Origin of the sequence: Cupriavidus sp. HPC(L) (assembly GCF_000307735.3) — a bacterium.
Classification (GTDB): domain Bacteria; phylum Pseudomonadota; class Gammaproteobacteria; order Burkholderiales; family Burkholderiaceae; genus Cupriavidus.
In genome coordinates, this window is record NZ_AMPR02000422.1 from 63626 (window position 1) to 88830 (window position 25205).

26 protein-coding genes are annotated in these 25205 nt (G+C 67.6%); 11 read left to right on the top strand and 15 right to left on the bottom strand.

Annotated elements, in window-relative coordinates; genetic code table 11:
• Nucleotides 1–27: 27 nt before the first annotated feature.
• The 3 genes from maiA to gtdA all read right to left on the bottom strand — a co-directional run bounded on the left by maiA (nucleotide 28) and on the right by gtdA (nucleotide 2535).
• Nucleotides 28–669 carry a maleylacetoacetate isomerase gene (maiA, locus tag B551_RS19210; RefSeq protein WP_023264819.1) on the bottom strand — a complete coding sequence of 214 codons (642 nt, stop codon included), beginning with the start codon at nucleotides 667–669 and terminating at the stop codon, nucleotides 28–30.
• Nucleotides 670–690: 21 nt separating this feature from the next.
• The gene (locus B551_RS19215; protein WP_006576382.1) at nucleotides 691–1392 is read right to left on the bottom strand and encodes a fumarylacetoacetate hydrolase family protein; all 702 of its coding nucleotides are present in this window, start codon (nucleotides 1390–1392) and stop codon (nucleotides 691–693) included.
• A 96-nt stretch (nucleotides 1393–1488) separates the two neighbouring features.
• Nucleotides 1489–2535, bottom strand: a complete 1047-nt coding sequence (gene gtdA, locus B551_RS19220) for a gentisate 1,2-dioxygenase (protein WP_043441457.1) — start codon at nucleotides 2533–2535, stop codon at nucleotides 1489–1491.
• A gap of 189 nt (nucleotides 2536–2724) precedes the next feature.
• Here gtdA and B551_RS19225 point away from each other — a divergent pair, with 189 nt between their 5' ends.
• From B551_RS19225 to B551_RS19240, 4 genes are all read left to right on the top strand, one after another.
• Nucleotides 2725–3645: a LysR substrate-binding domain-containing protein gene (locus B551_RS19225; RefSeq protein WP_006576381.1), complete on the top strand. Its 921-nt coding sequence runs from the start codon at nucleotides 2725–2727 to the stop codon at nucleotides 3643–3645.
• A gap of 143 nt (nucleotides 3646–3788) precedes the next feature.
• Nucleotides 3789–4817 carry a tripartite tricarboxylate transporter substrate binding protein gene (locus tag B551_RS19230; protein WP_006576380.1) on the top strand — a complete coding sequence of 343 codons (1029 nt, stop codon included), beginning with the start codon at nucleotides 3789–3791 and terminating at the stop codon, nucleotides 4815–4817.
• Between the two features lie 288 nt (nucleotides 4818–5105).
• Entirely contained in the window at nucleotides 5106–7418 is a 2313-nt protein-coding gene (locus tag B551_RS19235; protein ID WP_006576379.1) for an ATP-dependent DNA helicase, read from the top strand.
• 15 nt (nucleotides 7419–7433) lie between these two features.
• Complete coding sequence (locus tag B551_RS19240; RefSeq protein ID WP_006576378.1) at nucleotides 7434–7661, top strand: AbrB/MazE/SpoVT family DNA-binding domain-containing protein; 228 nt, start codon at nucleotides 7434–7436, stop codon at nucleotides 7659–7661.
• A gap of 23 nt (nucleotides 7662–7684) precedes the next feature.
• Here the strand turns inward: B551_RS19240 and B551_RS19245 are convergent, their stop codons facing one another.
• From B551_RS19245 to B551_RS19260, 4 genes are read right to left on the bottom strand one after another with little or no spacing between them, the layout of a single operon-like run.
• The gene (locus B551_RS19245; protein ID WP_043441508.1) at nucleotides 7685–8494 is read right to left on the bottom strand and encodes an SDR family NAD(P)-dependent oxidoreductase; all 810 of its coding nucleotides are present in this window, start codon (nucleotides 8492–8494) and stop codon (nucleotides 7685–7687) included.
• 5 nt (nucleotides 8495–8499) lie between these two features.
• Complete coding sequence (locus tag B551_RS19250; RefSeq protein WP_006576376.1) at nucleotides 8500–9285, bottom strand: citryl-CoA lyase; 786 nt, start codon at nucleotides 9283–9285, stop codon at nucleotides 8500–8502.
• Entirely contained in the window at nucleotides 9282–10838 is a 1557-nt protein-coding gene (locus B551_RS19255; protein ID WP_023264821.1) for a class I adenylate-forming enzyme family protein, read from the bottom strand. Before B551_RS19255 ends, B551_RS19250 begins: the two co-directional genes overlap by 4 nt.
• Before the next feature lie 8 nt (nucleotides 10839–10846).
• Nucleotides 10847–11848 carry a tripartite tricarboxylate transporter substrate binding protein gene (locus B551_RS19260; RefSeq protein ID WP_006576374.1) on the bottom strand — a complete coding sequence of 334 codons (1002 nt, stop codon included), beginning with the start codon at nucleotides 11846–11848 and terminating at the stop codon, nucleotides 10847–10849.
• Nucleotides 11849–11945: 97 nt separating this feature from the next.
• Here B551_RS19260 and B551_RS19265 point away from each other — a divergent pair, with 97 nt between their 5' ends.
• Complete coding sequence (locus B551_RS19265; protein ID WP_006576373.1) at nucleotides 11946–12752, top strand: IclR family transcriptional regulator; 807 nt, start codon at nucleotides 11946–11948, stop codon at nucleotides 12750–12752.
• A gap of 34 nt (nucleotides 12753–12786) precedes the next feature.
• Here the strand turns inward: B551_RS19265 and B551_RS19270 are convergent, their stop codons facing one another.
• From B551_RS19270 to B551_RS19285, 4 genes are all read right to left on the bottom strand, one after another.
• A complete protein-coding gene (locus B551_RS19270) occupies nucleotides 12787–13005 on the bottom strand; it encodes a hypothetical protein (protein WP_006576372.1) in 219 nt (72 codons plus the stop codon).
• A 79-nt stretch (nucleotides 13006–13084) separates the two neighbouring features.
• Nucleotides 13085–14515 (bottom strand): aldehyde dehydrogenase family protein, encoded by a 1431-nt coding sequence (locus B551_RS19275; protein ID WP_043441511.1) that lies wholly within the window; start codon nucleotides 14513–14515, stop codon nucleotides 13085–13087.
• A 75-nt stretch (nucleotides 14516–14590) separates the two neighbouring features.
• A complete protein-coding gene (locus tag B551_RS19280; protein ID WP_006576369.1) occupies nucleotides 14591–15550 on the bottom strand; it encodes a tripartite tricarboxylate transporter substrate binding protein in 960 nt (319 codons plus the stop codon).
• 80 nt (nucleotides 15551–15630) lie between these two features.
• Nucleotides 15631–16548, bottom strand: a complete 918-nt coding sequence (locus B551_RS19285) for a dihydrodipicolinate synthase family protein (RefSeq protein ID WP_006576368.1) — start codon at nucleotides 16546–16548, stop codon at nucleotides 15631–15633.
• Nucleotides 16549–16649: 101 nt separating this feature from the next.
• Here B551_RS19285 and B551_RS19290 point away from each other — a divergent pair, with 101 nt between their 5' ends.
• Nucleotides 16650–17543, top strand: coding sequence for a LysR family transcriptional regulator (locus tag B551_RS19290; RefSeq protein ID WP_006576367.1), 894 nt, complete (start codon nucleotides 16650–16652; stop codon nucleotides 17541–17543).
• Between the two features lie 150 nt (nucleotides 17544–17693).
• Nucleotides 17694–17990, top strand: a complete 297-nt coding sequence (locus B551_RS25235; RefSeq protein ID WP_023264823.1) for a helix-turn-helix domain-containing protein — start codon at nucleotides 17694–17696, stop codon at nucleotides 17988–17990.
• A gap of 3 nt (nucleotides 17991–17993) precedes the next feature.
• Here B551_RS25235 and B551_RS19300 read toward each other — a convergent pair whose 3' ends face one another.
• The 4 genes from B551_RS19300 to B551_RS19315 all read right to left on the bottom strand — a co-directional run bounded on the left by B551_RS19300 (nucleotide 17994) and on the right by B551_RS19315 (nucleotide 21379).
• Nucleotides 17994–18485: a flavodoxin family protein gene (locus B551_RS19300; RefSeq protein WP_006576365.1), complete on the bottom strand. Its 492-nt coding sequence runs from the start codon at nucleotides 18483–18485 to the stop codon at nucleotides 17994–17996.
• 83 nt (nucleotides 18486–18568) lie between these two features.
• Complete coding sequence (locus B551_RS19305) at nucleotides 18569–19492, bottom strand: LysR family transcriptional regulator (RefSeq protein ID WP_006576364.1); 924 nt, start codon at nucleotides 19490–19492, stop codon at nucleotides 18569–18571.
• Between the two features lie 69 nt (nucleotides 19493–19561).
• Complete coding sequence (locus B551_RS19310; RefSeq protein ID WP_006576363.1) at nucleotides 19562–20356, bottom strand: crotonase/enoyl-CoA hydratase family protein; 795 nt, start codon at nucleotides 20354–20356, stop codon at nucleotides 19562–19564.
• Nucleotides 20357–20404: 48 nt separating this feature from the next.
• A complete protein-coding gene (locus tag B551_RS19315; protein WP_157072042.1) occupies nucleotides 20405–21379 on the bottom strand; it encodes a tripartite tricarboxylate transporter substrate binding protein in 975 nt (324 codons plus the stop codon).
• Nucleotides 21380–21715: 336 nt separating this feature from the next.
• Between B551_RS19315 and B551_RS19320 the strand changes: the two genes are divergently transcribed.
• The 4 genes from B551_RS19320 to B551_RS19335 all read left to right on the top strand — a co-directional run.
• Entirely contained in the window at nucleotides 21716–22939 is a 1224-nt protein-coding gene (locus B551_RS19320; protein WP_006576360.1) for a CaiB/BaiF CoA-transferase family protein, read from the top strand.
• A gap of 45 nt (nucleotides 22940–22984) precedes the next feature.
• Nucleotides 22985–23443 carry a MaoC family dehydratase gene (locus B551_RS19325; protein ID WP_006576359.1) on the top strand — a complete coding sequence of 153 codons (459 nt, stop codon included), beginning with the start codon at nucleotides 22985–22987 and terminating at the stop codon, nucleotides 23441–23443.
• Between the two features lie 72 nt (nucleotides 23444–23515).
• Nucleotides 23516–24682 (top strand): acyl-CoA dehydrogenase family protein, encoded by a 1167-nt coding sequence (locus B551_RS19330; RefSeq protein ID WP_006576358.1) that lies wholly within the window; start codon nucleotides 23516–23518, stop codon nucleotides 24680–24682.
• 32 nt (nucleotides 24683–24714) lie between these two features.
• The coding region (locus B551_RS19335; protein ID WP_023264825.1) for an acyl-CoA dehydrogenase family protein at nucleotides 24715–25205 on the top strand (491 nt) is incomplete at its 3' end.

Sequence of the window (25205 nt, forward strand, 5' to 3'; positions counted from 1 at the left end):
TGTCCCGCTCCCCGGGATGCATGGCGCTCAGCCCGGATAGTCGGGCTGCTGGCGCGGATCGGCGGCGCGGAAGGCCGGATGCTCGACCGCATGGCGATAGACCGCCATCGCCAGCGGAAAACGTTCGGTGTCGCAACCCATTCGCTGCGCGTTGGCGATCTGCGGCACCAGGCAGCAGTCCGCCAGCGTGGGCCGATCGCCGGAGCACCACGGGCCGGACGCGTGTTTTGCCAGCAGCCGTTCGACCATGGCCAGGCCCTCGTCGACCCAGTGCCGGTACCAGGCGTCCTTCTGTTCCGGCGACACGCCCAGCGTGTCCTGCAGATAGCGCAGCACCCGCAGGTTGTTGACCGGATGGATGTCGCAGGCGATCGCGTACGACAGCTCCAGCACGCGCGAGCGCGCTTCGATGTCGGCGGGAATCAGCCGCGGCTCCGGATGCCGCGCGTCGAGGTAGTCGATGATTGCCAGCGATTGGCCCAGGTGCAGATCGCCATCGACCAGCGCCGGCACGCTGGCCGACGGATTGATCTGCTCGACATAGCCGGGGGCGCGATGGGCGCCGTTGCGGATATTGACCGGCACGTAGTCGTAGGGCAGACCCTTCAGCGCGAGCGCGATGCGCACGCGGTACGACGTCGAGCTGTTGAAGAAGCTGTGCAGCTGCATGATCGCTTTCACTCGTTCCGCTCAGGCGATGCGCACCGACAGTTCGCCAAGTCCCTGTACGCCGGCCACCATCCGCTGGCCCGGTTTCACCGCGCCGACACCCTCGGGGGTGCCGGTAAAGATCAGGTCGCCCGGCTCCAGGCGGAAGTACTGCGACAGATAGGCCACCGTTTCCGCGACCGACCAGATCAGATGCGAGACATTGCTGCGCTGGCGCGTGTCGCCGTCGACGGTCAGCCATAGTTCGGCCTGCTCGGGATGGCCGACGTCGCCTGCGCGATGCAGCGGACCGATCGGTGCCGACGCGTCGAACGCCTTGCCGATTTCCCAGGGGCGGCCCATCTCGCGCATCTTCATCTGCAGGTCGCGCCGCGTCATGTCGAGGCCAACGGCATAGCCCCAGACGTGATCGTGCGCCTGTTCGACCGGAATATCGCTGCCGGCGCGGCCGATTGCGGCCACCAGTTCGGCCTCGTAGTGATAGTTCTGCGTCTGCGCGGGGTAGGGCAGCGACAGCGTGTCGCCGTGGGCCACCGGAATCACCGCGTCGGCCGGCTTGCAGAAGAAGAACGGCGGCTCGCGGTCCGGGTCGAAGCCCATTTCGCGGGCATGCGCGGCGTAGTTGCGGCCGACGCAGTAGACGCGGCGAACCGGGAAGCGGTCATCGCCGCTGCCGGCGACAGGAATGCCGACGGTGGGCGCGGGATCGAAAACAAAAGGCATGGGAAGTCCTTGCAGGATCGTAGCGTTCAGGAATGGGTGCAGGCATCGGGGGCGCGGCCGTGATTCAGGCGCGCGCCAGTGTCCCGATGCCGGCCGTCAGAGCCGTTCTTCGCGCAGCAGATTCAATGCGCTGAGCACCGGGCGGTCGGAATAGCTGAACAGCACCGCGTCCTCGACGCAGGCGAGCTGCACCGGCTGCCACGACGGCGCGACGAAGATGTCGCGCGGCTCGAACTGGAATTGCATCTCGCCGATGCGCGCGGTGCCGCGGCCTTCGACGACGCTATAGACAGTTGCATCGGTGCTGCGATAGGTGCGGCCCTGGAAGCCGGCCGGCAGCAGTTGCATGTAGGTGGCCATCGTCGGCATCGGCCAGCCGCCGGTGGCGGGATTGACGTAGCGCAGCTTGACGCCGTCCCACGGGTCGAGCTCGCCATGGCGATAGAGCTGGTCGAGCGCCTCTCGGGTCCGCGCATACGGATAGCTGAAGATCGGCGAGCTGCCGCCCGTGGGCTGATAGCGCACCGGCACCATGTTGTTGCCGTAGCGCGCGAAGCTGTTGCCTTCGGGGCGCGTGACCGGCTGCACCGCTTCGGGGTAGCTCTCGGCGAACCCCGCATCGAGATGCTGCAGCAGCGGGATATCGAGCCCGTCGAGCCAGACCACCGGCTCGCCGCCGTCCGCCTCGAGCGGATTGCCGTGGTCGTGCCAGGTCCAGGACGGCGTGATGATGAAATCGCCGGGATGCATCGTCGTGCGTTCGCCGTCGACGGCGGTCCAGGCACCCTGGCCCTCGACGATGAAGCGCAGCGCGGACTGCGTATGGCGATGGCTCGGCGCGATTTCGCCGGGCAGGATCAGCTGCAGGCCGGCATACAGCGTCGACGTAATGCTCGATCTACCGGGCAGGCCGGGGTTTTCCAGCACCAGCACGCGGCGGACTGCTTCCTCGGCGCTGATTACCGAGCCGGCCTGCATCACCAGCGGGCGCACTTGCTCGTATTTCCAGATCGCCGGTTGCGCCTTCGGCTGCGGTTGCGGCGGCACCAGCGCGTGCAGCGATTCCCATAGCGGCGCCATATGGCTGCGTCCGATCTGTTCGTAATAGGCTGCGCGGGCGATATCGCGCTTGCTGTTCGACATCGAGGTCTCCAATCGGGAAAACACTGGCGGATCGGCTCGCCTCTCCCGCTTGCGGGAGAGCGGCGGGGGGAGAGGGAAGCTTGTCCGCGTCATCGTTTGTTGGGACTGTAGCCGCGCAGGTATATTTCGGAAAATGAATTGTTGATCTGATCCATACGAATATGGATATGACTGGGAGGGTTTTCCCCGATGGATTGGACGCACCGGCTGCGGCTTCGCAACCTGCAGATGTTGTTGAGCCTGGCGGAGACCGGAAATATGAGCCAGACCGCGGCGGCGCTGAATACCACGCAGCCCGGCCTGTCGAAATGGCTGCGCGAACTGGAGGAGGACATCGGCCTGCCGCTGTTCGAGCGGCACGCGCGCGGCCTGCGGCCGACGCCCTATGGCGAATCGCTGATCGAGCATGCGCGCCGCATCGAGGCGCAGCTCGATAGCGCGCGCGACGATCTGCAGGCGCTGCGCGATGGCGGCAGCGGCCTCGTGGTGATCGGCACCTCCGGCGCTTCGGCGGCCGATACCGTGCCGCTGGCAGTGGTGCGGCTGCTGAAGGCGATGCCCGGTGCGCAGATCCGCCTCGTCGAAAGCACGATGGACGAGCTGATGAGCCGGCTCGCGCGCGGCGAGCTCGATATCGTGGTCGGCCGCTCCGCGCCGGAGCTGCAGGATGCGCGGCTGCGTACCGAGGCGCTGTACATGGAGCCGATCCACTTCGTCGCGCGGCCCAAGCATCCGCTGCTGTCGATGGCGGCGCTCGACTGGTCCGCGCTCGAATCGTTCCAATGGGTGATCTGGCCGCGCGGCACGCCGATCCGCAATGCGCTCGAATCCGCGTTGGCGGCGGCGGGGCGGCCGCTGCCGGCGCGCTGTGTCGAGTCCAATTCGACCGTCCTGAACCTGACGCTGCTGAACCACACCAACATGATCGGCGTTGCCTCGCACCGCACCGCGCGCCGGCTCGAGGACCTGGGCGCGCTGCGCATCGTGCCGCTGCGGCTGTCGGGATTCGGCTCGGTGTCGATGTATTGGCGCGAGGACAGTTTCCGCCGCGGCGCGGTGGTGGCCGCGCTCGATGCCTTGCGCGAAGCGGGCGGGGGCGCCAGCGTGTAGAGGCGGTCTGCGGCCTTGGACGGCCCCGCGCGCATGGTCGGGATTGGATATGATGGCGCCGGCCGGCTTGCATCGACATCGAGCTGCGAGCCGCAACAACGACAACAACGATCGCAAGTCACCACACAAAAGGAGACCGCCCCATGACGCCCATCACGCCCATGGCGCCCATCACGCCTCGCGTCCGCCATCTTCCCCGCCGCACCATTCTCGGCATCGCGCTCGCCGGCCTGGCAACCGCAATCGTTGCGCTGCCGACGCCGGCCAGCGCCGCTGACTACCCGGCCAAGCCGATCCGCTTCATCGTGCCCTACGCCGCGGGTGGCACCACCGATCTGGTGGCGCGCACCGTCGGCCAACGCGTCGCCGAGAAGCTGGGCCAGCCGGTGGTGATCGAGAACCGGCCGGGCGCCGGCGGCAATATCGGCATGGAGGCCGTGGCCAAGGCGGCGCCGGACGGCTATACGATCGGCTTCGGCGCGATCTCGACCAATGCGCTGAACCCGCATATCTACAAGGCGATGCCGTTCGATCCGCGCCGCGACTTCACCGCGGTCAGTCTGCTGGGCACGTCGACCATCGTGCTGGAGGTCGGCAATCAGCTGCCGGTCAAGACCGTGGCCGAACTGGTGGCGTATGCCAAGCGCAATCCCGGCCTGACCTATGCGACAGCGGGCACCGGCACGTCGATGCATCTGGCCGCCGCAATGTTTGCGCAGATGACGGGCACCAGCCTGACCCACGTCCCGTACAAGGGCAGCAGCCCTGCGATCAACGACATGCTGGGCGGGCATATCCCCGTGATGTTCGACAACCTGCCGGCCTCGTTGCCGCATATCCAGGCGGGCAAGCTGCGCGCGCTGGCGGTGGCGGGCAGCACGCGCTCCCCGGCATTGCCCAATGTGCCGACGCTGGCCGAGGCGGGATTGGCCGGCTATTCGGTCGAGCCATGGTTCGGCGTGTACGGGCCCGCCGGCATGCCGGCCGATATCGTGCAGAAGCTCAATGCTGCCTTCGTCGAAGCGCTGGGCAGTGCCGCGGTGCGCGACAAGCTGGTGCAGGCCGGCTTCAATCCGAAGTCGTCGAGCGCCGCGGAACTGCAATCGCTGACGCAGGCCGAGTACGAGAAGTTCGGCAAGGTGGCGCGCAGCGCGAATATCACGGTGGATTGAATCGCACCTGTCCGTTGTGCCCCGTCGTCCCCGCGCAGGCGGGGACCCAGCGGCTTTGCATCGGGCATCGAGCCGAAGCCACTGGGTCCCCGCATTCGCGGGGACGACAGTAATGGAACATCGACACGCCGATCGCGTACCTGTATATTTATACAGTCCATTTCGTCCCCCGCGAAATGGCGCGATTTCAAGCCGTCATCGATGTCCGCCGCCGCTACACCGTCCGATTCTGCCGCCACCCAGCACCCGCCATTCGCCTCGCCACGCGGGCAAGGCGAGCCTGCGTCGGTGGCCGACAGCGAACCGCGCTACATCGTCGCGGTCCGCACGCTGTGCGATTTCACCGCCCGCGCCGGCGATCTGGACCTGCGCTTCACGCCTTCGCCGACCGCGCTGGAAGGCATGGCCGGTCATGCCACCGTGACCTCCCGCCGGCCCGCCGGCTATCGGACCGAGATCTCCCTGAGCGCGGACTTCGGGCCGCTGCGCGTGCGCGGCCGTGCCGACGGTTACGATCCCGCCCTGCGGCGGCTCGAGGAAATCAAGACGGTGCGCGGCGACGCCGCCGAGGTGCCCGACCATCATCGGCATCTGCATTGGGCGCAGGCCAAGGTCTATGGCTGGCTGATGTGTCTGCGCGAGGCGCTGGACGACATCGAGATCGCGGTGGTCTATTTCGATATTGTCAGCGGCCGCGAGCGTGCCGAGACGCAGCGATTTACGGCGCAGACGCTGCGCGAATGCTTCGAGGCGCAATGCCGTGCCTTTGTCGGCTGGGCCGAGCAGGAGCTGGCGCATCGCGCCGGGCGCGACCTGTCGCTGGACTCGCTGGCCTTTCCCCATGGCTTGTTTCGCGCCGGCCAGCGCGAGCTCGCCGAATCGGTCTATCGCGCCAATCTGTCCGGTCGCTGCCTGCTCGCGCAGGCGCCCACCGGCATCGGCAAGACCGTCGGCACGATCTTTCCCGCGCTGAAGGCAATGCCGAAGCAGAAGATCGACAAGCTGTTCGTGTTATCGGCCCGTTCGACCGGCCGGGCGCTGGCGTTGGAGGCCACGCGCGGACTGGCCGCGCAGCGGGATGCGATGCCGCTGCGCGTGCTCGAGATGGTGGCGCGCGACAAGGCCTGTGAATATCCGGGCCGCGCCTGTCACGGCGAAGCCTGTCCGCTGGCACGCGGCTTCCATGACCGCCTGCCGGCGGCGCGCGCGCAGGCGGCCGGACGGACGATGCTGGACCGCGCTCAGATTCGCGAGATCGCCCGGGCAAACGACGTCTGCCCGTACTACCTGAGCCAGGAAATGGCGCGCTGGAGCGATGTAGTGGTGGCGGACTACAACTACTACTTCGACCGCACGGCGTTGCTGCATGCCTTCGCGCTGCACGACGGTTGGCGCGTCAGCGTGCTGGTCGACGAGGCCCATCAGTTGCCGGAACGGGCTCGGGACATGTACAGCGCCACGCTCGATCAGGCCGACTTCCGCGCGCTGCGGCGGCAGGCGCCAGCGGATCTGCGCCGCGCGTTCGATCGCGTCGGCCGCCAATGGAATGCCGCCGGGAAGACGCTGGCCAGCGACTATCGGGCCGAGGCGAAGGTCCCCGCGCCGTTGCTCGATGCCTTCGAAGGGCTGTGCGCAGCGTTGCTGGAACGGTTTACAGAGCGGCCCACCGAACAGGACCCGGCGCTGCAGCGCTTCTATTTCGATGTGCTGCAATTCTGCCGGCTGGCCGAACAGATCGGTCCGCATTCCGTGTTCGACATGACGCGGATGCCGGCGCGCGGCGCGCACGCCAATGTCCGTCTCGGCGTACGCAACCTCGTGCCAGCGCATTTCCTGCGGCCGCGGCTGGCGGCGGCGCATTCCGTCTCGCTGTTCTCGGCCACGCTGGCGCCGGCCTCGTACTACGCCGATATGCTGGGCCTGCCCGAGCGATGGGTGTGGCACGAGGTGCCGTCGCCATTCGAGCCGGAACAGCTGCGCGTTCGCGTGGCCTCGCATATCTCGACCCGCTTCGCACATCGCCAGCGCTCCCTGCCCGATATCGTCGAGCTGATCGCCGCGCAGTATCGCGACAGCCCGGGCAACTATCTCGCCTTCTTCAGCAGCCACGACTACCTCGGCGATGCGCTGGCGCTGTTCACGCAGCGGCACGCCGATATCCCGAGCTGGTCGCAGGCACGCGGCATGGGCGAGGGCGAGCAGGCCGATTTCCTGGCCGCCTTCCGCCCCGGCGGCCGCGGCGTGGGCTTTGCGGTATTGGGCGGACCCTTCGCCGAGGGCGTCGACCTTCCCGGCGATCGGCTGATCGGCGCCTTCGTCGCCACGCTCGGACTGCCCCAGTTCAATCCGGTCAACGAGCAGCTGCGCAGCCGGCTGGAGGACGCGTTTGGCGACGGCTATGCGTACGCGTACCTGTATCCGGGCCTGCGCAAGGTCGTTCAGGCAGCGGGCAGGGTGATCCGAACCAGCGAGGACCGCGGCGTGGTGTATCTGATCGACGACCGCTTCGCGCAGCCGTCGGTGCGGGAGTTGTTGCCGGCCTGGTGGCGGGTAGAAACCTGGCCGTCGCGTTTTGTTTCAGCGAACATCTACGGTCCTTAGCCACGGAGAACGCCAATGCGCATAGAGAAGTGGGGAACCAGTTTGGCCATCCGCCTTCCGAACAGCATCGTGGAGCTGCTGAAATTGCGCGAGGGGGACCACGTCGAAATTGTTGTCGACAATTCGGGCAGTTCGCCAAGGCGCAGGAGTCGGGACGCTGATGCGTTGTTGGAGCGCCTGCGAACATTCCGCGGACGACTACCCGCGGATTTCAAGTTCGGTCGCGGCCAGGACATGAGGTAGGCGAACTGACGGACAATGCGAGCCTATGCGTACTTCCCCGTCAGCCCGCCATCCACCACCATCTCCGTCCCCGTGACATACGCCGCCGCGTCCGAAGCCAAAAACGCGCAGGCGTAAGCCACGTCCCAGGCCGTTCCCATCCGCTGCACTGGTACCTGCCTTGCCCGCGCCGCGCGCGCTTCGTCGAGGTCGTTGTCGGAGAACATCTTCGCCACGGTATGCGCGATCCGGGGCGTATCGATCAAGCCGGGGACCACCGTGTTGGCGCGGATGCCGTGCGAGGCGTATTGCTGTGCCAGCATGCGCGTGAACTGGATTACCGCCGCCTTGGTGACGCAGTACGACAGGTGCGGATAGCCGAGATAGCGCAGCCCCGCGACCGATGAAATGGTCACGATGGCGCCGCGGCCGCGGGCGACCATCTCGGGCAATACCTGTTGCGACGCGAGCAGCAGGCTGCGGACGTTGACGTTGTGCGCCTGGTCGAAGTCTGCCAGTGCGGTGTCGAGCGGGCCGCCGGGCTTGCCGATGCCGACGTTGTGGTGCAGCACATCGATCGGACCAAGGCGATCGCGTGCCTGGGCGAACAGACGCTCGACCTCCGGCTCGATGGCGACGTCCCCGATGAACGTCTCCGCTGTGCCGCCTTCCGCCCGGATCAGCGCGGTGGTCTCCTCGGCGGACGCTGCATCGCGATCGACGACGCAGACGCGGGCGCCGAGCCGCGCATAGGTCAGGCTGGCGGCGCGGCCGATGCTCCAGCCGGGACCGGCCGAACCGGCGCCGGCGACGAACACGGTCCGGTCGGCGAGGCTCAGGGGAAGGGCATGCACGCCCGTCACGATGCGTCTCCCGTCGGTGCGTTGCCGGCATAGGGAATCGCGTGCTCGACGGTGTCCCAGATATAGCGGCCGGAAGGACTTTGTTGTTCCTCGACGATATGCGCGACCAGTCCGGCCGCGCGCGAGATCACGGCAAAGCCGCGCATCACCGCGGTCGGCACGCCGATCTCGCCGAGCAGCGCCGCCACCGCGCCGGTGGCATTGATCGTGATCGGCCGGCCGGCCGCTTCGTCGACGGCGGCGGACAATTGCTTCAACGCGCGAATCCGATCGCCGCTCAGTTCCGGCTCCGCTTCGGCCAGCTCAAGCAGCTTGTACGCACGCGGATCGACCGGCTTGTGCAGATGGTGCCCGAAGCCGGGAACCGGGCTTTTCGTTTGCTTGTAGTGGCGCGCGATGGCGCGCGCTTCCGCCTGCGGGTCGCCGGCAGCAAGCAGCCGATCGAGCAGCTGCGAGCAATTCTCCATGGTGCCGACGAAGGAGCTGCCGACCGCCAGCAGTCCGGCGGAAACGGCGCCCTGCAAATTCTCCGGCGCGCTCATATAGATGAGCCGCGTCGCGATCGCGCTCGGCGTCAGCCCGTGTTCCATCAGCACGATCAGCACGACATCGGTGATTCGCATATCGACCGGCCGCGGCGTGCGGCCGAGAATCTGCATCAGCATGACTTCGGTGAAGGTCTTCTTGCCCATCAGGTCGTTGACGAGATCGGCTTCGCGGTAGTGCAGGCTCGTCAGCGTATGCGTGCAGAGGCGGGTCACGGGCTTGGTGGTGGCGGTCATCGCTGGTCTCCCCGGTTTGCGGAAGCGGTGTTCGTAGCGTGGGCGAGCGCCCGGTCGCGTACGGCGTTTTTCAGCACCTTGCCGACGCTGGAGCGCGGCAGGTCGTCGTGGAAATGGATTCGCTTGGGCGTGGCCACCGGGCCCAGCCGCTCGCGCACGAAGGCGATCAGTTCGGCCTCGGATGGGATGACTGCCCCGTCGCGCAGCTGAACGGCGGCGTGCACCGCCTCGCCCCATTTTTCGTCGGGCACACCGAACACCGCGCACTCGTGGACCGCGGGATGCTGTCCCAGCGCGTTCTCGACATCGATCGGATAGACGTTGAAGCCGCCGGTGATCACGACCTCGCGCAGCCGATCCTTCAGATACAGATAGCCGCGCTCGTCGATCAGACCCCGATCGCCGGTATGCAGCCAGCCGTCGGCGATCGTCGCGGCGGTCAGGTCCGGGCGCCGCCAGTAGCCGGTCATCACCAGATCGCCGCGCGCGACGACCTCGCCGATCTGTCCCGCTGGCAACAGCGTGCCGTCCGGCGCCATGATGGCGACGTCGCTGAACCAGGTGGTTCGTCCGACCGAGGCCAGATTGCGCTCGTCCTCGAAATCCTCGGAGCGCAGCACGGTCAGCAGTTGCGGCGCCTCGGTCTGCCCGTAGGTCGTGCCGACCACCGGGCCGAAGAACGCGCGCGCCTGGCGGATCTTCTCCACCGGCATCGGCGCGCCGCCGTAGATCAGCCGGCGCAGCGCCGGATAGTCGTCGCGCGAGGCGTCCGGCAGCGCCATCAGCATGTAGATCAGCGTCGGGGGCATGAAGGACACCGTGCCGCGCCGGTCGCGAAACGCGGCGCGGACCGCCTCGGCACCGCTGCCGTCCAGGATCACGTGGCAGCCGCCTTGCGCGAGGATCGGCAGCACATAGGTCGAGGTGCCGTGCGTGATCGGGGCCGCCATCACGTAGCGGTCGTCGGCATCGAAGCCCCACGCATGGATCTGGTTGACGATATTGGCCATCCACGCGCGGTAGGGCTGCATCACGCCCTTGGGCGCGCCGGTGGTGCCGCCGGTGAACTTGATGGCCTGCGTCGCATCGCGATCGAGATCGGGATATAGATCGAGACGGGGCCGTGCCGCGCCGGCATGGCGCGCGATGATCGCCGGCAACGCGTCGCAGCCGTCGTCCGCCACATCCGTGAAGATGCGGGCGCCCGGCGCGCCGTCGAGCAGTGCCGTGCAGCCGCTATCCAGCACCAGAATGCTTGGCTCGGTCGCATCGACGATGCGGCGCAGCTCGGGCCGTGTGCTCTTCGGATTCAGCGGTACCCAGACCTTGCCGCTGGCCAGCACCGCCAGCAGCGCGACCAGATGCGTGGCGGAATTGCCGGCGCAGATGCCGACGCGGCTCTGCGGCGCGGCATCGAGCGCCATCAGGCCGGCCGCCACCGCGGCGACGCGCGCCGCCAGCTCGCGATAGGTGACGCAGCCGTCCGGCGCGTCGATGGCGAGGTGGTCGGGCCAGCGGTCCGCGGCCCGCCAGAACAGATCGATCGGAAACATGGGACTCCTCAATTCACACGGGCGCCGGATTGCTTGACGACGTCGTGCCAGCGTTTGATTTCGGACATCATGAAGGCGCGCATCTGCTCCGGCGTGCCGGGTTGCGGATTGGCGGCGAGGTCCTGCATCCGCTGCCGCACGTCGGGCGCCGCCAGCGCCTTGTTCAGCGCAGCGTTGAGCCGGTCCACCACGGGCCTGGGCGTACCGGCCGGCGCCGCGATCGCGAACCACGACTGCACGTCGAAGCCGGGGTAGCCCGACTCGGCGACGGTCGGCACATCGGGCAGCAACGGAAGACGCTGCGGGCTGGTCACCGCGATGGCGCGCAGGCGGCCGGCCTTGACGTGCGGCATCGCGGACGGCGTGTTGTCGAACATCGATTGCACCTGCCCGCCGAGCAGGTCGGTGACCGCCGGCGCGCTGCCGCGATAGGGGACGTGCAGCATATTGATGCCGCTGCGCATCCGGAAGATCTCGCCGGACAGATGGATCGACGAGCCGCTGCCCGAGGAGGCGAACGTGATGCCCGACGAAGATTCCTTCGCAAAGCGCAGGTAGTCGGCCACGTTCTTGACCGGCAGGCTCGGATTGACGACCAGCACGTTTGGAATCTTCGCGATCATGCCGACCGGCTCGAAGTCCCTGGCTGGGTCGTAGCCGAGCTTGTCGTAGAGCGAGGCATTGATCGTGTTGGCGATCGTATAGACGTACAGCGTGTAGCCATCGGGCTCGGCCTTGGCGACCACCTCGGCGCCAACGTTGCTGTTGGCCCCGGCACGGTTCTCGACGACCAAGGGCTTGCCGAGTTCTTCGCCGACCTTGAGCGCGACCAGGCGCGCCAGCACGTCGGTCGCGCCGCCCGCGGCATAGCCGACGACGAGCCGCAGTGGCTTGCTGGGCCAAGGCTGCTGGGCATGGACAGAAAGGGAAGTTCCGCCTGCCAGCGCGGCAAGCGAAAGGGCAAGGGCACAGCCGAACAGGCGCCGGCGCGGCGCGTTGCGTACGTTCATGATGGTCGTCTCCTGGGTCGATAGCCTCGCCGGGGCGGCCCTCTTGTGGTGTTGGGGCATACTGCGCACTGGTATCCCGGCAAGGAAATTCTTCCCGATGACCTCTCGCCTTGCGAATCGGAACGTCCGGCAGGCGGACGTATCAACCACCGCTCCGGAGGAGGGCGCGCGAGCGCTGCGGCGCGGCCTGACGCTGCTCGACGCGATTCTCGCGGGCGGCAGGGACGGCTTGCGCGTGGTCGATCTATGCAGGGCGGCGGGGCTGGAGCGCCCGACCGTCTATCGGCTGCTGGCCACGTTGATCGAATGCGGCTATGTCGCGCAGCGCGGCCGCTTTCGCTATGTCAGCGGGCCGCGGCTCGCCGCGATGCCGCAGCGCGACGGCTCGACCGAGTTGGCGGAGAAGCTGCGGCCGGTGCTGGCGCGGGTCAGCGGGGCGTGCGGGGATGCGGCCTTCGCGATCGTCCGCGATGGCTCGCTGTCGCGCTGCATCGCGCGCCATGTGGGCACGCATCCGGTGCAGGTGCTGGTGATCCAGGTCGGTACGCGCCAGCCGCTCGGCGTTGGCGCGGCCGGGCTGGCGCTGCTGTCCGCGTTGCCGGATGAGGCGGTGGGGGAAATCATCGATGGCAATGCCGACACCCTGGCTCAATACGGCGGCATGACGCCGGAGCGGATGCGCATCCTGATTCGGGCGACGCGGGAGCGCGGATGGTCGGTGATCGGCAATCACGCGACCCGCGGCGCGCTCGCGGTCGGCATGGCGGTGCACAACCGCGACGGCGAACCGGTGGCCGGTATCAGCGTCGCCACCACGCTGGCGCGGATGCCCCGCGATCGTCAGCAGTTGATCGCAAGGCTGATGCGGGAGGCAGTGGGGACGTTATTGCCGAAGGGGCTGTAGCGCAGTGACGAGGGCGGACTGCGGGCGTACCCCGCTACGTGAGCGCCGCGACGGTGATCCCGATGCCGACGATCGCCAGCATGCCGACGACCGCGACCAGTTCGAACTCGTACCACGCGTCGCGCCGCATCGGCGAAGCCGGATACCGGCCCAGCGTCACGATCTTCAGTACCAGCCAGCCGGGCCAATAGAGGACGAACTGGAACAGCACATACATCGCGAAGCGCGCCACGACCCCGATGACAGATTCCATTCGCCATGCCCCGCTTGATGGTGGAATGGCAGCATTCTAAGCGGGGCGACCGGAGCGTCAAGCCGCGATCAAGCCGGGATCAAGCCGCGGTATAGGCCGTCTTCACCGTCGTATAGAACTCCTGCGCATAGCGGCCCTGTTCGCGCGGACCGTAGCTCGACCCCTTGCGTCCGCCGAACGGCACGTGGAAATCGACGCCGGCGGTCGGCGCGTTGACCATCACCATGCCGGCCTGCGCGTGGCGCTTGAAATGCGTCGCCAGCTTCAGCGAGGTGGTGCAGATGCCGGCGGACAGGCCGAACTCGGTATCGTTGGCGAGCGCCAGCGCTTCCTCGTAGTCCCGTGCCGCAATCACCGCGGCCACCGGCCCGAAGATTTCCTCCCGAGCGATCCGCATGTCGTTGCTGCAGTCGACGAACAGCGCGGGGCGCAGATAGAAGCCTTCCTTGCCGAGCGAAAGCCGTTCGCCGCCGCACACCAGCCGCGCGCCTTCCGCCTTGCCGATGGCGATATAGCGCTCGTCCTGCTCCAACTGGCGCGCGTCGACCACCGGGCCGATCTGCGTGCGCGCATCGCGGGCATCGCCGACCACCAGTGCCGCGGTGCGCTCGGCGAGCCGGGCGACGAAGCGGTCGTGGATACCCTGCGTGACGATGATGCGGCTCGACGCGGTGCAGCGCTGGCCGGTCGAATAGAACGAGCCCTGCAGCGCGACCTGGACCGCAAGCTCCAGATCGGCATCGTCGGTGACGACCAGCGGATTCTTGCCGCCCATCTCCAGCTGCAACTTCGCCATGCGCTGACAGGCCTGCGCGGCGATGCTGCGGCCGGTGGCCACCGAGCCGGTGAAGCTGATCGCGTCGACCTGCGGATGTTCGACCATCCGCTGGCCGACATCGCGTCCGCGGCCGAGCACCAGATTGAAGGCGCCGGCCGGCAGGCCCGAACGGCTCAGGATTTCCGCCAGCGCCCAGCTCGAGCCCGGCACCAGCTCCGCCGGCTTGAACACCACGCAATTGCCATAGGCCAGCGCTGGAGCGATCTTCCAGGCGGGAATCGCGATCGGAAAATTCCAAGGCGCGATCAGCGCGACCACGCCGATCGGTTCGCGCGTGATCTCGACGCCGATGCCGGGGCGCACCGAGGGCAGCAGCTCGCCGGCGGTACGCAGCGCCTCGCCGGCGAAGAACTTGAAGATCTGCGCGGCGCGCACGACCTCGCCGGTCGCCTCCGGCAGCGTCTTGCCTTCCTCGCGCGCCAGCAGGTCGCCCAGCTCGGCGCGGCGCTGCAGCAGCTCGTTGCCGACGAAATCGAGCACATCGAAGCGCTGCTGCGGCGTCGACAGCGACCACTTGCCGAAGGCTTGCCGCGCGGCGTCGACCGCGTGGTCGACGAGCGCGGCATCCCCCTGCGCGTAGTGGTCGATGATGTCCGACAAGTCGGACGGATTGACGTTGGCGCTGCTGTCGGTGCCGGCGACCCATTCACCGGCGACGTAGTGCGATTTCACGGTGGCTTCCTTGTTCAACAGGCCGACGCTGCGGCGTCCATGTCGCCCCCGCCTGCGCGGGAACGACGACGGGGATTACTCCTTCTCGATACCGGCGGTGCGGATGATGCGGCCCCAGCGGTCCAGCTCGGCCAGCTGGAAGCGGCCGAGCTCCTCGGCGCTCGACAGCGCGATTTCCTGGCCGCTCTGCTCGACGACCTGCCGCACGCTCGGCGTGGCCAGAGCGCGATGGACCAGCTCGCTCAGGCGCTGCACCACCGGCTGCGGCGTATTGGCGGGCGCGTACAGCGCGTTCCAGTAGCCAGCCTCGTAACCGGGAAGCGTGTCGGCGATGGTCGGCACGTTGGGCACCAGGGCCGAGCGCTTGGGACCGCTGAAACCGAGCACGCGCAGCTTGCCGGAACGTACCTGCGGCAGGCTCGCGGGCAGGTCGACGATCATCAGGTCCGTCTGGCCGGCAACCAGGTCCACCACCGCCGGCGGGTTCGCCTTGTAGGGGACATGGGTCATCTCGGTGCCGCTCATCTGCTGGAACAGTTCGGCGGCGACGCGCGCCGACGAGCTGCCCGAGCCGTACGTCAGCTTGCCCGGCTCCTTCTTCGCCAGGGCGATCAGTTCGGCGACGCTGTTGGCCTTGACGTTCTGATTGACGACCAGCAGCTGGTAGCCCTTGGTCAGCATCGAGACCGGCGTGAAGTCCTTGATCGGGTCGTAGGGCAGCTTCTTCAGCAGATGCGGATTGGCCGCCTGCGTGGTGTTGGTCGTGATGAACAGCGTGTAGCCGTCCGGCTTGGCCCGAGCCACGGTCTGGGCCGCGATGCCGCCCATCGCGCCGGCGCGGTTCTCGATCACGACGGCCTGCCCGGTCAGCCGGGTCACTTCATTGCCGAGCGCGCGGGCCAGGCCGTCGGTGGCGCTGCCGGGGCTGGAGCCGATCACGATGGTGATGGGACGGGCAGGATAGGTTTCCGCGAGCGCGCTGCCGGTCAACGAGGCAAAGGCGCAGAAGGCAAGCAGGGTGCGACGAAATGGCATCGATAGTCTCCAATGAACGTTGTTGTAGTGGGACGTGGCACGTCCCGGGCGTGCGGAGCGGGCTCCCGCCCGCGATGAAATCAGCGTGCGAGCCCCCAGCCGGACATCAGCTCGTGCAGGCGCTGCTGCTGGGCTTCGGTCAGCGGCCACGCCGACGGCGGCCGTGCGGCGCCGCAGTCGTTGCCCATCAGCTGCAGCGCGGCCTTGACGACCGTGACGTTGGTGCCGTTGTTTTCCTGGGCGCGCAGATCCTCGAAGGGCAGCATCTCGCCGATCAGGCGCATCGCCAGCGCATGGTCGCCGTCTTCCAGCGCGCGATGGATCGCGACCGAACGCTCGGGCATCACGTTGATCAGGCCGGAGGTGAAGCCGCGCGCGCCGACGGCATAGAAGGGCGGCGCCCAGACTTCGGCCAGCCCGCCGACCCAGGCCAGCCCGCGGTCCGCGGTGCGGCGGATTGCTTCGGCCAGCATCATCGGCGTAGGCGAGGCCCACTTGACGCCGACTACCTCGGGAATCCGGCACAGCGCTTCGATCGCGCCCAGGCCGATGTTGTCGTTGCGCAGATAGAGCACCAGCGGCAGGCCCTGGCCGGCCTCGGCAATCTTCTGCACATAGGCGACCACGCCGCGCGGCGCGACGAAGGGATCGGGCGGCTGATGGACCATCAGCGCATCGGCGCCGGCTTCGCGAGAGGCACGGGCGAGGGCGCAGGCTTCATGGACGCTGCGGCCGACGCCGGCCAGCAGCGGCACCCGGCCGGCCACGCATTCCGCGGCGGCATGGACCATGCGCACCGCCTCCTGCTCGCGCAGGCCGTAGAACTCGCTGGTATTGCCGTTGGCGACCAGTACATGCACGCCGGCGTTCACGGCTCGATCGACCACGGTCGAGAGCGGACCGGGCGAGACGGTATCATTCGCGTCGAACGGCGTGACCAGGATTCCGGAAATGCCATTGAGCGCCTCGCGCAGCGCGGAACCTTCGAAAGTCGCCACTTGAACTCCTGATGGAATGGACATGAGAGGCGCTACTGTAGAAAGGCGCCGGTGCCGCCGTCCAATCCAAACTGGCGATTACCCAATTCAAGATTTGAATCGTGTTCCAGCTATCCCATCTGCGCAGCTTCGTGGCCGTCGCGACCGAATTGCATTTCGGCCGGGCCGCTGCCTTGCTGAACATGACGCAGCCCCCGCTGACTCGGCATATCCAGCTGCTCGAACATGAGGTGGGCGTGCAGTTGCTGGACCGCTCGGGTGGCGCGGTCCGCCTGACACCGGCGGGCGCGATCTTCCTGCGCGAGGCAGAGGACATCCTGCGCCGCAGCCAGGCCGCCAAGCTTGCCGCGCGCCGCGCCATGCGCGCCGACGCCGGCAGCGTGTCGATGGGATTCATTCCGGCGGCGAGCTTTGCGCTGCTGCCGCAACTGCTGGGCGCGATCCGTAGCAGCCTGCCCGAGGTCCATGTGTCGCTGCGCGAGATGCAGACCGACGCGCAACTCGAGGCGATCGCCGCCGACCGCATCGAACTGGGCCTGGTGCGCCCGTTCGCGCCGCGCAGCTTCGTCGAATCGGCGCCGCTGCTGCGCGAGCCTTTCGTGCTGGCCGCGCCGGCCGGTCATCCGCTGCTGCAGGCCGAACGCCTGCCGCTGTCCGCGCTCGAAGGCCAGCCCTTCATCGAGTTCTGCCGCTCCGAATCGCGCTATCTGTACGAGATCGTCGCCGGGCGCCTGCGCGCCGAAGGCGTGGCGCCCGACACCGTGCAGACGCTGAGCCATACCCACTCGATCCTGTCGCTGGTCGATGCAGGCATGGGCGTCGCGCTGGTGCCGCAGTCGGCCTGGCGCCTCGGCTACGCCGGGGTGCGCTTCCGGCCGATCGACGATCAGGTCGGGCTGGATGTCGAGCTACATCTGGTCTGGCGGCGTGGCAATCCGCATCGGGTGGCGGCGACGGTGCGGCAAGTCCTGGAGCAAGCGTTCGACACGACGTGATTGCACTCGCCAGCCGGCGCGCGGCGCGCCATCCAAGTCGTTATTGTTCCGGAGATTGAGGAATTATTGCCTCCGTGGCGGCCAATAGGCCGATAGTTCCGGAATATTGGGAACTAATGGGCCGACCAAGGTGGATGACGAGGTCAAAACATGGTCAGAAAACTGCCGTTGCCGGATATCTCCCTGAGCCCGGTCGCTCACGATCTGCAGTCGTTAGGGGCTTTGATTCGCAGCCAACGAGGACGTTGTCAATTGCGGATCGACGATGCGGCCGATTTGCTCAATGTCTCCAAGGACTTGCTTTCTCGTCTGGAGAACGGCAGATCGGTCGGGCTCGACGGCCTGATGAAGGTACTCGATGGTCTGGGGCTGAAGTTGCTTGTTGTCCCTAAAGGGGACGCCCTGTTTTTGGAGGACCGCCTCACCGAAAGCTGGAAAGAAGCGTAAGTCCTAGAACACGCCCAGCGCCAGCCCGCTTGCCAAGCCTTCCCCAAGTTCCGCGCAGCGCGCCAGATCTTCGGGGCCGATCTGCTTCGGTGCCAGGATGCGCTCCGGCGTTTGCGCATGCGTGCACACGATCAGCCCGGGCGCCACGGAGCGCAGGCGCCAGCCGGTGGCGATCCGGTCGATCTGGCGCAGCGCGTTCTGGCCGTCGCTGCCGGCGCAGATCATCGCGGCATAGGGGCGGCCATTGATGCGGTCGAGCACCGGGTAATAGCAGCGGTCGAAGAAGTCCTTCATCAGCCCGGACATCGCGGCGAGGTTCTCCGGCGTGGCGAACAGATAGCCGTCGGCGTTCAGCACATCGTCGGGCCGGGTCTCGGTGGCCCGCAGCAGGCGGACCTCGATGTCCGGCTGGCTCCTCGCCGAGTCGGCGGCGGCCTCGGCCATCTGCTGCGTGCCTCCGGTCATCGTGTGGTAGACGATCAGCAGCGTTTTCATCGGTGCGTGTGGGCGGGTCGGATTACGAGGGCAATGTAGCACGCGGTAAGCGCCGTGCCGCGGCGTACCGCACCGGACTGGCGTCAGCGTAGCGGCTGGGCGTTGGCCGATGGCTCGACGGGAAAGGCCGACTGCGCGACCTGCCGGAAATGCCGCCCGGCGGGACGCTCGGTCTCGGCGCAATAGGCCAGCGCCAAGCCGATCGACGCGGCACCCGGCATGTCGTCGACCGGAATGCACGCCAGCCGCTCGTTGGCGAAGCGGTGCATGATCGACGGCACCAGCGCGATGCCGAGCCCGCTTTCCACCAGCGCCATCACCGTCTGGATCTGCGTGGCGATCTGCGTGATGCGGGGCTGGAAGCCGCCCAGTTGGCAGGCCGCCATCGCCGCCGCGTGCAGTCCCGAGGCCTCCTCGCGGGCGTACATCACGAAGCGCTCGCCGGCGAGCTCGGACAGCGACAGCGACCGGTGCCCGGCGAGCGGATGATGGCGCGGCAGCGCCGCGACGAAGCGGTCGTGCTCCAGCGCAGCGAGCGTGATCCTGCCCGCCTGCAGCAGCGGGATGCGCACGAGGCCCACGTCCAGCGCCTCGTCTTCGAGCTGCTTGACGATCGAGGCCGAGGTGGCCTCCTTCAGCGTCAGCTCCACCGCGGGATACTCGGCGCGAAAGCGCGACACCAGTTGCGGCAGCAGGTGATAGGTCGTGGAACCCACGAAACCGATCCGCAGCGTTCCACCCGTGCCGCTGGCCGCGGCGTGCGCGGCCTCGCGGAAATGGCCGGCATGAAACAGGATGCGCCGCGCCTCGGCCAGCGCCGCGTGGCCGCTCGGCGTCAGCGTGACACCGCGCGTCTCGCGCACGAACAACTGCGTTTCCAGTTCCTGTTCCAGTTTCTGGATCGAAACGGTCAGCGCGGGCTGTGCGATATGCAGCCGTTCGGCGGCGCGGCGAAAGTTCAGCGTTTCCGCGAGAACGACAAAATGCCGGATACGTCGGAAATCCATGGGGCAGGGCGGCGCGCGGGCAGTGGCGAAGCCCACATCTTACCGATGGCCGACGCCGTGCCCCGCCGGTCAGCTTCGCGAGGCCGGTTTCCGTTTCTCGAGAAAGGCCGTTACCGCGCGCCGATGGTCTTCGGTCTGGTGGCACATCGCCTGGAAGGTCGCCGACATCTCGAGCAGCGTGTCGAGCCGCGTATGCATGCCCTCGCGCAACAGCCGTTTGGCGAGCCGCACGGCTTGCGGCGGATTGGCGGCGATCGCCTCGGCCAACCGCATCGCCGTCGGCAGCAGCTGATCGGCGGGCACCACCTGGGACACCAGGTTCCATTCCAGCGCCCGCGCGGCATCGATCGGCAGGCCGGTGAAGATCATCTCGGCGGCACGCGACAGGCCGATGACGCGCGGCAGCAGCCAGGCGCCGCCGTCGCCCGGAATGATGCCCAGCCGCACGAAGCTCTCGGCGAACTGCGCGCTCTCGGACGCAATGCGCAGATCGCACATGCAGGCGAGGTCCAGGCCCGCGCCCATCGCCGGCCCGTTGACCGCGGCGATCACCGGCACCTCCAGATTGAACAGCGCCAGCGGCAGCCGCTGGATGCCGCGGCGGTAGTCGCGCCGGATCTCCATGCCGGGCACCGTTCCAGAGGCTTGCCGCTCCATGTCGCGGATGTCGCCGCCGGTCGAGAACACCGGACCCGCGCCGGTCAGGATCACCGCACGCACCGAGTCGTCGCCGTCGATCCGTTCGGCCGCTTGCACCAGCTCGGCCACCGCGGAGTTGCCGGTCAGCGGATTGCGGCGTGCCGGCTCGTTCAAGGTAAGGGTCACGATATGACCTTGCTGCGCGTAATCCAGGAACTGGCTCATGGTGGTCCTCGTTCGGTTGCTTGTCTGCCGCGGTGGTTGTTCGCGTGGCTATTGCTTCGGAATGCCGGCGCGCGTCGCCGCATCCGACCATTTGCGGATCTCCGCCAGCTGGAAGCGCCGCAGCTCGGCGGCATTGCCGGTAAAGACATCCCAGTTGGTGCGGGCGAAGAACTCGGCGGTCTCCGGCGCGGCATTGATTTCCAGCAGCAGCTTCTCCAGTTTTTCAACCACCGGGCGCGGCGTCTTCGCGGGCGCGAAGGCCGCGGTCCAGTTGACCATGAAGTAGCCGGGAAACCCGCTCTCCTGCAGCGTAGGCGTATTCGGCTGCGTCGCCAGCCGTTTCTCGCTGGTCACCGCCAGCAGCCGCAGCTTGCCGCCCTGCAGCAGTGGCAGCACCGCGCCATAGTCGGCGAAGGCGAAATCGATCTGGCCCGCGGCAACATCGGTCAGCGCCGGCGCGGCGCCCTTGTAAGGGACGTGGTTCGCCTTGATTTGCCCCTGCGTCAGGAACAGTTCTGTCGCGATCTGATAGGACGCGCTGCCGGCGCCGTAATTCAGCTTGCCCGGCTGCTGGCGGGCATGCGCGACCAGTTCCGCCACCGTATGGAATGGCGAGGCCGGGTTGACGACCAACGCCATCGCGCCCACGCCGAGCCGCGCGATCGGCGCCAATTCGCCGACCGGATCGTAGGGCAGCTGGCGAAACATCGCGACATTGGTCGCCACCGGGGAATTGCTCGCCAGCAGCAGCGTGTAACCGTCGGGCTCGGCGCGGGTGACGGTCTGCACGGCGATGAAGCTGTTGCCGCCGGGCCGGTTCTCGACCACCACCGACTGGCCCGTCTTTTCCTCGAGCTTGCGCGCCACGTAGCGAGCGGTGGAATCGGTGCCGCTGCCGGGCGGAAACGACACGACGAGGCGGATCGGCTTGTTCGGATAGTCGGCTCGCGCCGGCGCGGCAAGGCTCAGGGAAAGCGCGGCGACGCAGAAGGTGGCGGCCAGCAGCCGGCCCGGGCGGGTCATCAGCATGTCTCTCTCCAGTCGGCGCCCCGTCATCGCGCGAGGCTTGTGCGCAAGGCTAAGAGCGGCGTTGGCAGCCTGTCCAATATGAATTCGGCGTGTGGCGATATACAAAACTTATCGCCGAATGCCGGTGGTCGTCCCCGCGCAGGCGGACCCAGCGACTTTGATGTTCGAAAGAAGCGGAAAGCCACTGGGTCCCCGCATTCGCGGGGACGACGGAAGGGGATGCAGGCGAGAGCGATAAGCGCCGTGTATCGATCGATGCCGATTGGATATTGGACGCCCTGCGTACGCCTTCACTACGCTTGCCCCATTCGCAGCCCCAGGAGACCACCGGTGAAAGGCGCACTGGCACATATCAAGGTTCTCGACTTGACCCGCATTCTGGCCGGCCCGTGGGCAACGCAGAATCTGGCCGACATGGGCGCCGAAGTCATCAAGGTCGAACGTCCGCGCGTCGGCGACGATACCCGAGCCTGGGGCCCGCCGTTCCTGAAGGACGCGCAGGGCCGCGAAACCGCCGATTCCTCCTACTTCCTCAGCGCCAATCGCGGCAAGAAGTCCATCACCGTCGATCTGGCCGCGCCGGAGGGCCAGCAGATCATCCGCGAGCTGGCGCGCGAGGCCGATGTGGTGGTCGAGAACTACAAGGTCGGCACGCTGGCGCGCTACGGCCTCGGCTACGACGATCTGCGCGCGCTCAATCCGCGGCTGGTCTACTGCTCGATCACGGGCTTCGGCCAATCCGGTCCCTATGCCGCGCTGCCGGGCTACGACTTCGTGTTCCAGGGCATGGGCGGATTGATGAGCATCACCGGACTACCTGATGACGAGCCCGGCGGCGGGCCGATCAAGTCGGGCATCGCGATCACGGACCTGCTGACGGGCATGTACGCGAGCACCGCGATCCTGGCAGCGCTCGAGCATCGCAATGTCAGCGGCGAAGGGCAGTACATCGACATGGCGCTGCTCGACTGCGTGGTGACCATCAACTCCTACCAGGCGATCAACTACTTCCTGTCCGGCAAGGTCCCGCAGCGGATGGGCAATGCGCACTCGAACATGGTGCCCTACCAGGTGTTCCGCTGCCGCGAAGGGGACGTCATCGTCGCGGTGGGCAACGACGCGCAATACGCCGCGCTGTGCGAGGTGATCGGCCGCCCGGAGCTGGCGGCCGACCCGCGCTTCACCTCCGCCGGCCAACGCAACCGCAACCGCGAAGCGCTGATCCCGCAGATCGCCGAAGCGATGCTGGCGCGCACGATGACCGAGTGGGTCGAGCGCATGGAAGCGGCCAACGTGCCGTGCGGGCCCATCTACGACATGGAGCAGGTCTTCGAGGACGAGCAGGTGCGCCATCGCGGCATGCAGCTGTCGCTGCCGCATGGGGCGGGCGTGCAGGCGCCGGGACTTGCCAATCCGATCCGGCTGTCGGCCACGCCGATCCAGTACGAGCGCGCCGCACCGACGCTGGGCGAGCATACCGAGACGGTGCTGCGCGACAAGCTCGGCTTCGACAAGGCACGGCTCGATGCATTGCGCGCCAAGGGCGTGATTTGACGCCGGATCGCTGGCCTGCGCACCACGCACGGAATGGAGCCGCCCATGCAGACCATCGCCTCGCTGGAGGAGTTGCGCGCGGCGGTTGGCGCGCCAGCTGCAGTCAGCGGCTATTTCACGCTGGATCAGCGCATCATCGATACGTTCGCCGACCTGACGCACGACCGGCAGTGGATCCATGTCGATCCGGTGCGTGCGGCCGCCGAATCGCCGTACGGTTGCACGATCGCCCATGGGCTGTTGACGCTGTCGATGGTCACCGCGGCCTTCGGGCAGTGCTATCGCTTTCCCAATCGCAAGTTGTCGCTGAACTACGGCTTCGACCGCGTCCGTTTCACCGGAGCGGTGCCGGCGGGCTCGCGGCTACGCGGCAGCTTCGCGCTGCAGCGGGTCGAAGACGTGCGGCCGGGCGAGGTGCGCTGCTTCTGGCAGGTCGAGCTGCAGGTCGAGGGCGCCGACCGGCCGGCGATGGTGGCGACCTGGCTGATGCAGATGCGGTATTGACGCTATTCCACGTGCGAGCCGCGGAAACGACCATGAACAGACCGACCATCGACCGCATCGGAGCCGATCGCAGTGTCCAGTCTTCTCGATAACTTCGTCCTTGCGGAACTGCCGCCCGAGGCCGAGGCCTTCCGTGCCGAAGTCAAGCGCTTTCTTGCCGCGCAACTGCCCGACGCGCCCAACGCGCCCGCCGATCGCCGCGCGCGCTCCTGGATGGGCTTCGACGCGGACTTCAGCCGCCGGCTGGCGGCGCGCGGCTGGGTCGGCATCACGCTGCCGCCGGAATACGGTGGCGCCGGGCTCGATCCGTTTCGCCGCTTCGTGCTGGTGGAGGAACTATTGGCCGCCGGCGCGCCGGTCGCCGCGCATTGGATCGCTGATCGCCAGAGCGGGCCATTGATCCTGCGCTACGGCACCGAGGCGCAGAAACGCCGCTACCTGCCAGCCATCTGCCGGGGCGAGAGCTTCTTCTGCATCGGCATGAGCGAGCCCAACTCGGGCTCGGACCTGGCGAGCGTGCGAAGCCGCTCGAGCCGCACGGGCGATGGATGGGTGTTGAACGGCCGGAAGATCTGGACCACCAATGCCCCGCACTGCCGGTACATGATCGCGCTGGTGCGAACCTCGGGCGTGCCGGAGGACAAGCAGAAGGGGCTGTCGCAGTTCATCGTCGACCTGTCGTTGCCGGGAGTCACCGTGCGGCCGATCGAGGATCTGACCGGCGACGCGCATTTTGCCGAGGTTGTGTTCGACGACGTGCGGCTGGACGGCGATGCGCTGATCGGCAACGAAGGCAGCGGCTGGGAACAGGTCAATGCCGAACTGGCCTTCGAGCGCAGCGGACCGGAACGGATCTATTCGAGCGTGGTGCTGCTGGATCTGTGGGCTGCGCGCCTGCGCCGCGATGGCGCCACGCCGGAACAGCAGGCGCTGTTGGGCCGATTCTGCTCGCAACTGGCCACGCTGCGGCAGATGTCGATCGCGGTGACCGCGAGCCTGGCGGCGGGGGAGAGCCCGGTAGCCGAGGCGGCGTTGGTCAAGGACCTGGGCACGACGCTGGAGCAGCAGATCCCGGCCGCGCTGGAGGCCGTCATCGCAGGCAATCCGCGCACCGTTGCCGATGCCGACCTGTATCGCACCGTCAGCTATCTGAGCCAGATCTCGCCGACTTTCTCGTTGCGCGGCGGCACGCGTGAAATCCTGCGTGGCATGATCGCCCGCAGCCTGGGACTGCGCTAGGCAGGAGGAGGGAAGTGCAAGGGGAGAGCACCATGTTCGTCGAAGCGATCGAATCGATCCTGCAGGATGCCTGCACGCCTGCGGCGGTCCGCGCCGTCGAGGGCGGCGCCGACCCGAGGGGGCTGTGGGCCACGATCGAGGATGCCGGCTTTCTGGAACTGCTCGTGCCCGAGCAGAGCAGCGGTGCGGGCTTGACGCTGTCCGAACTCGCACCGGTGCTGATCGCCATGGGACGCCATCCGCTGCCCGTGCCGCTGGCGCAGTCGGTGGCCGCACGGGCGCTGCTGCGCCGGGCCGGGCTGGGGGTCCCGAACGGAATGATCACGCTGGCCCAGGCCGGCATGCGCGAAGCCGATGGCGGCGTGGTCTGCCCCGTGACGCCATACGGGGCGATCGCGGACCACGTAGTGCTGGGCCTCGACGGCAAGCTGCTGTTGCTCGATGCGGGCGCCGCCAGCCGGGTTGCCACTGGCGTGCACCGCGACCAGGCCGCGACGCTGCGCTGGCCGGCGCATGCGGTGCC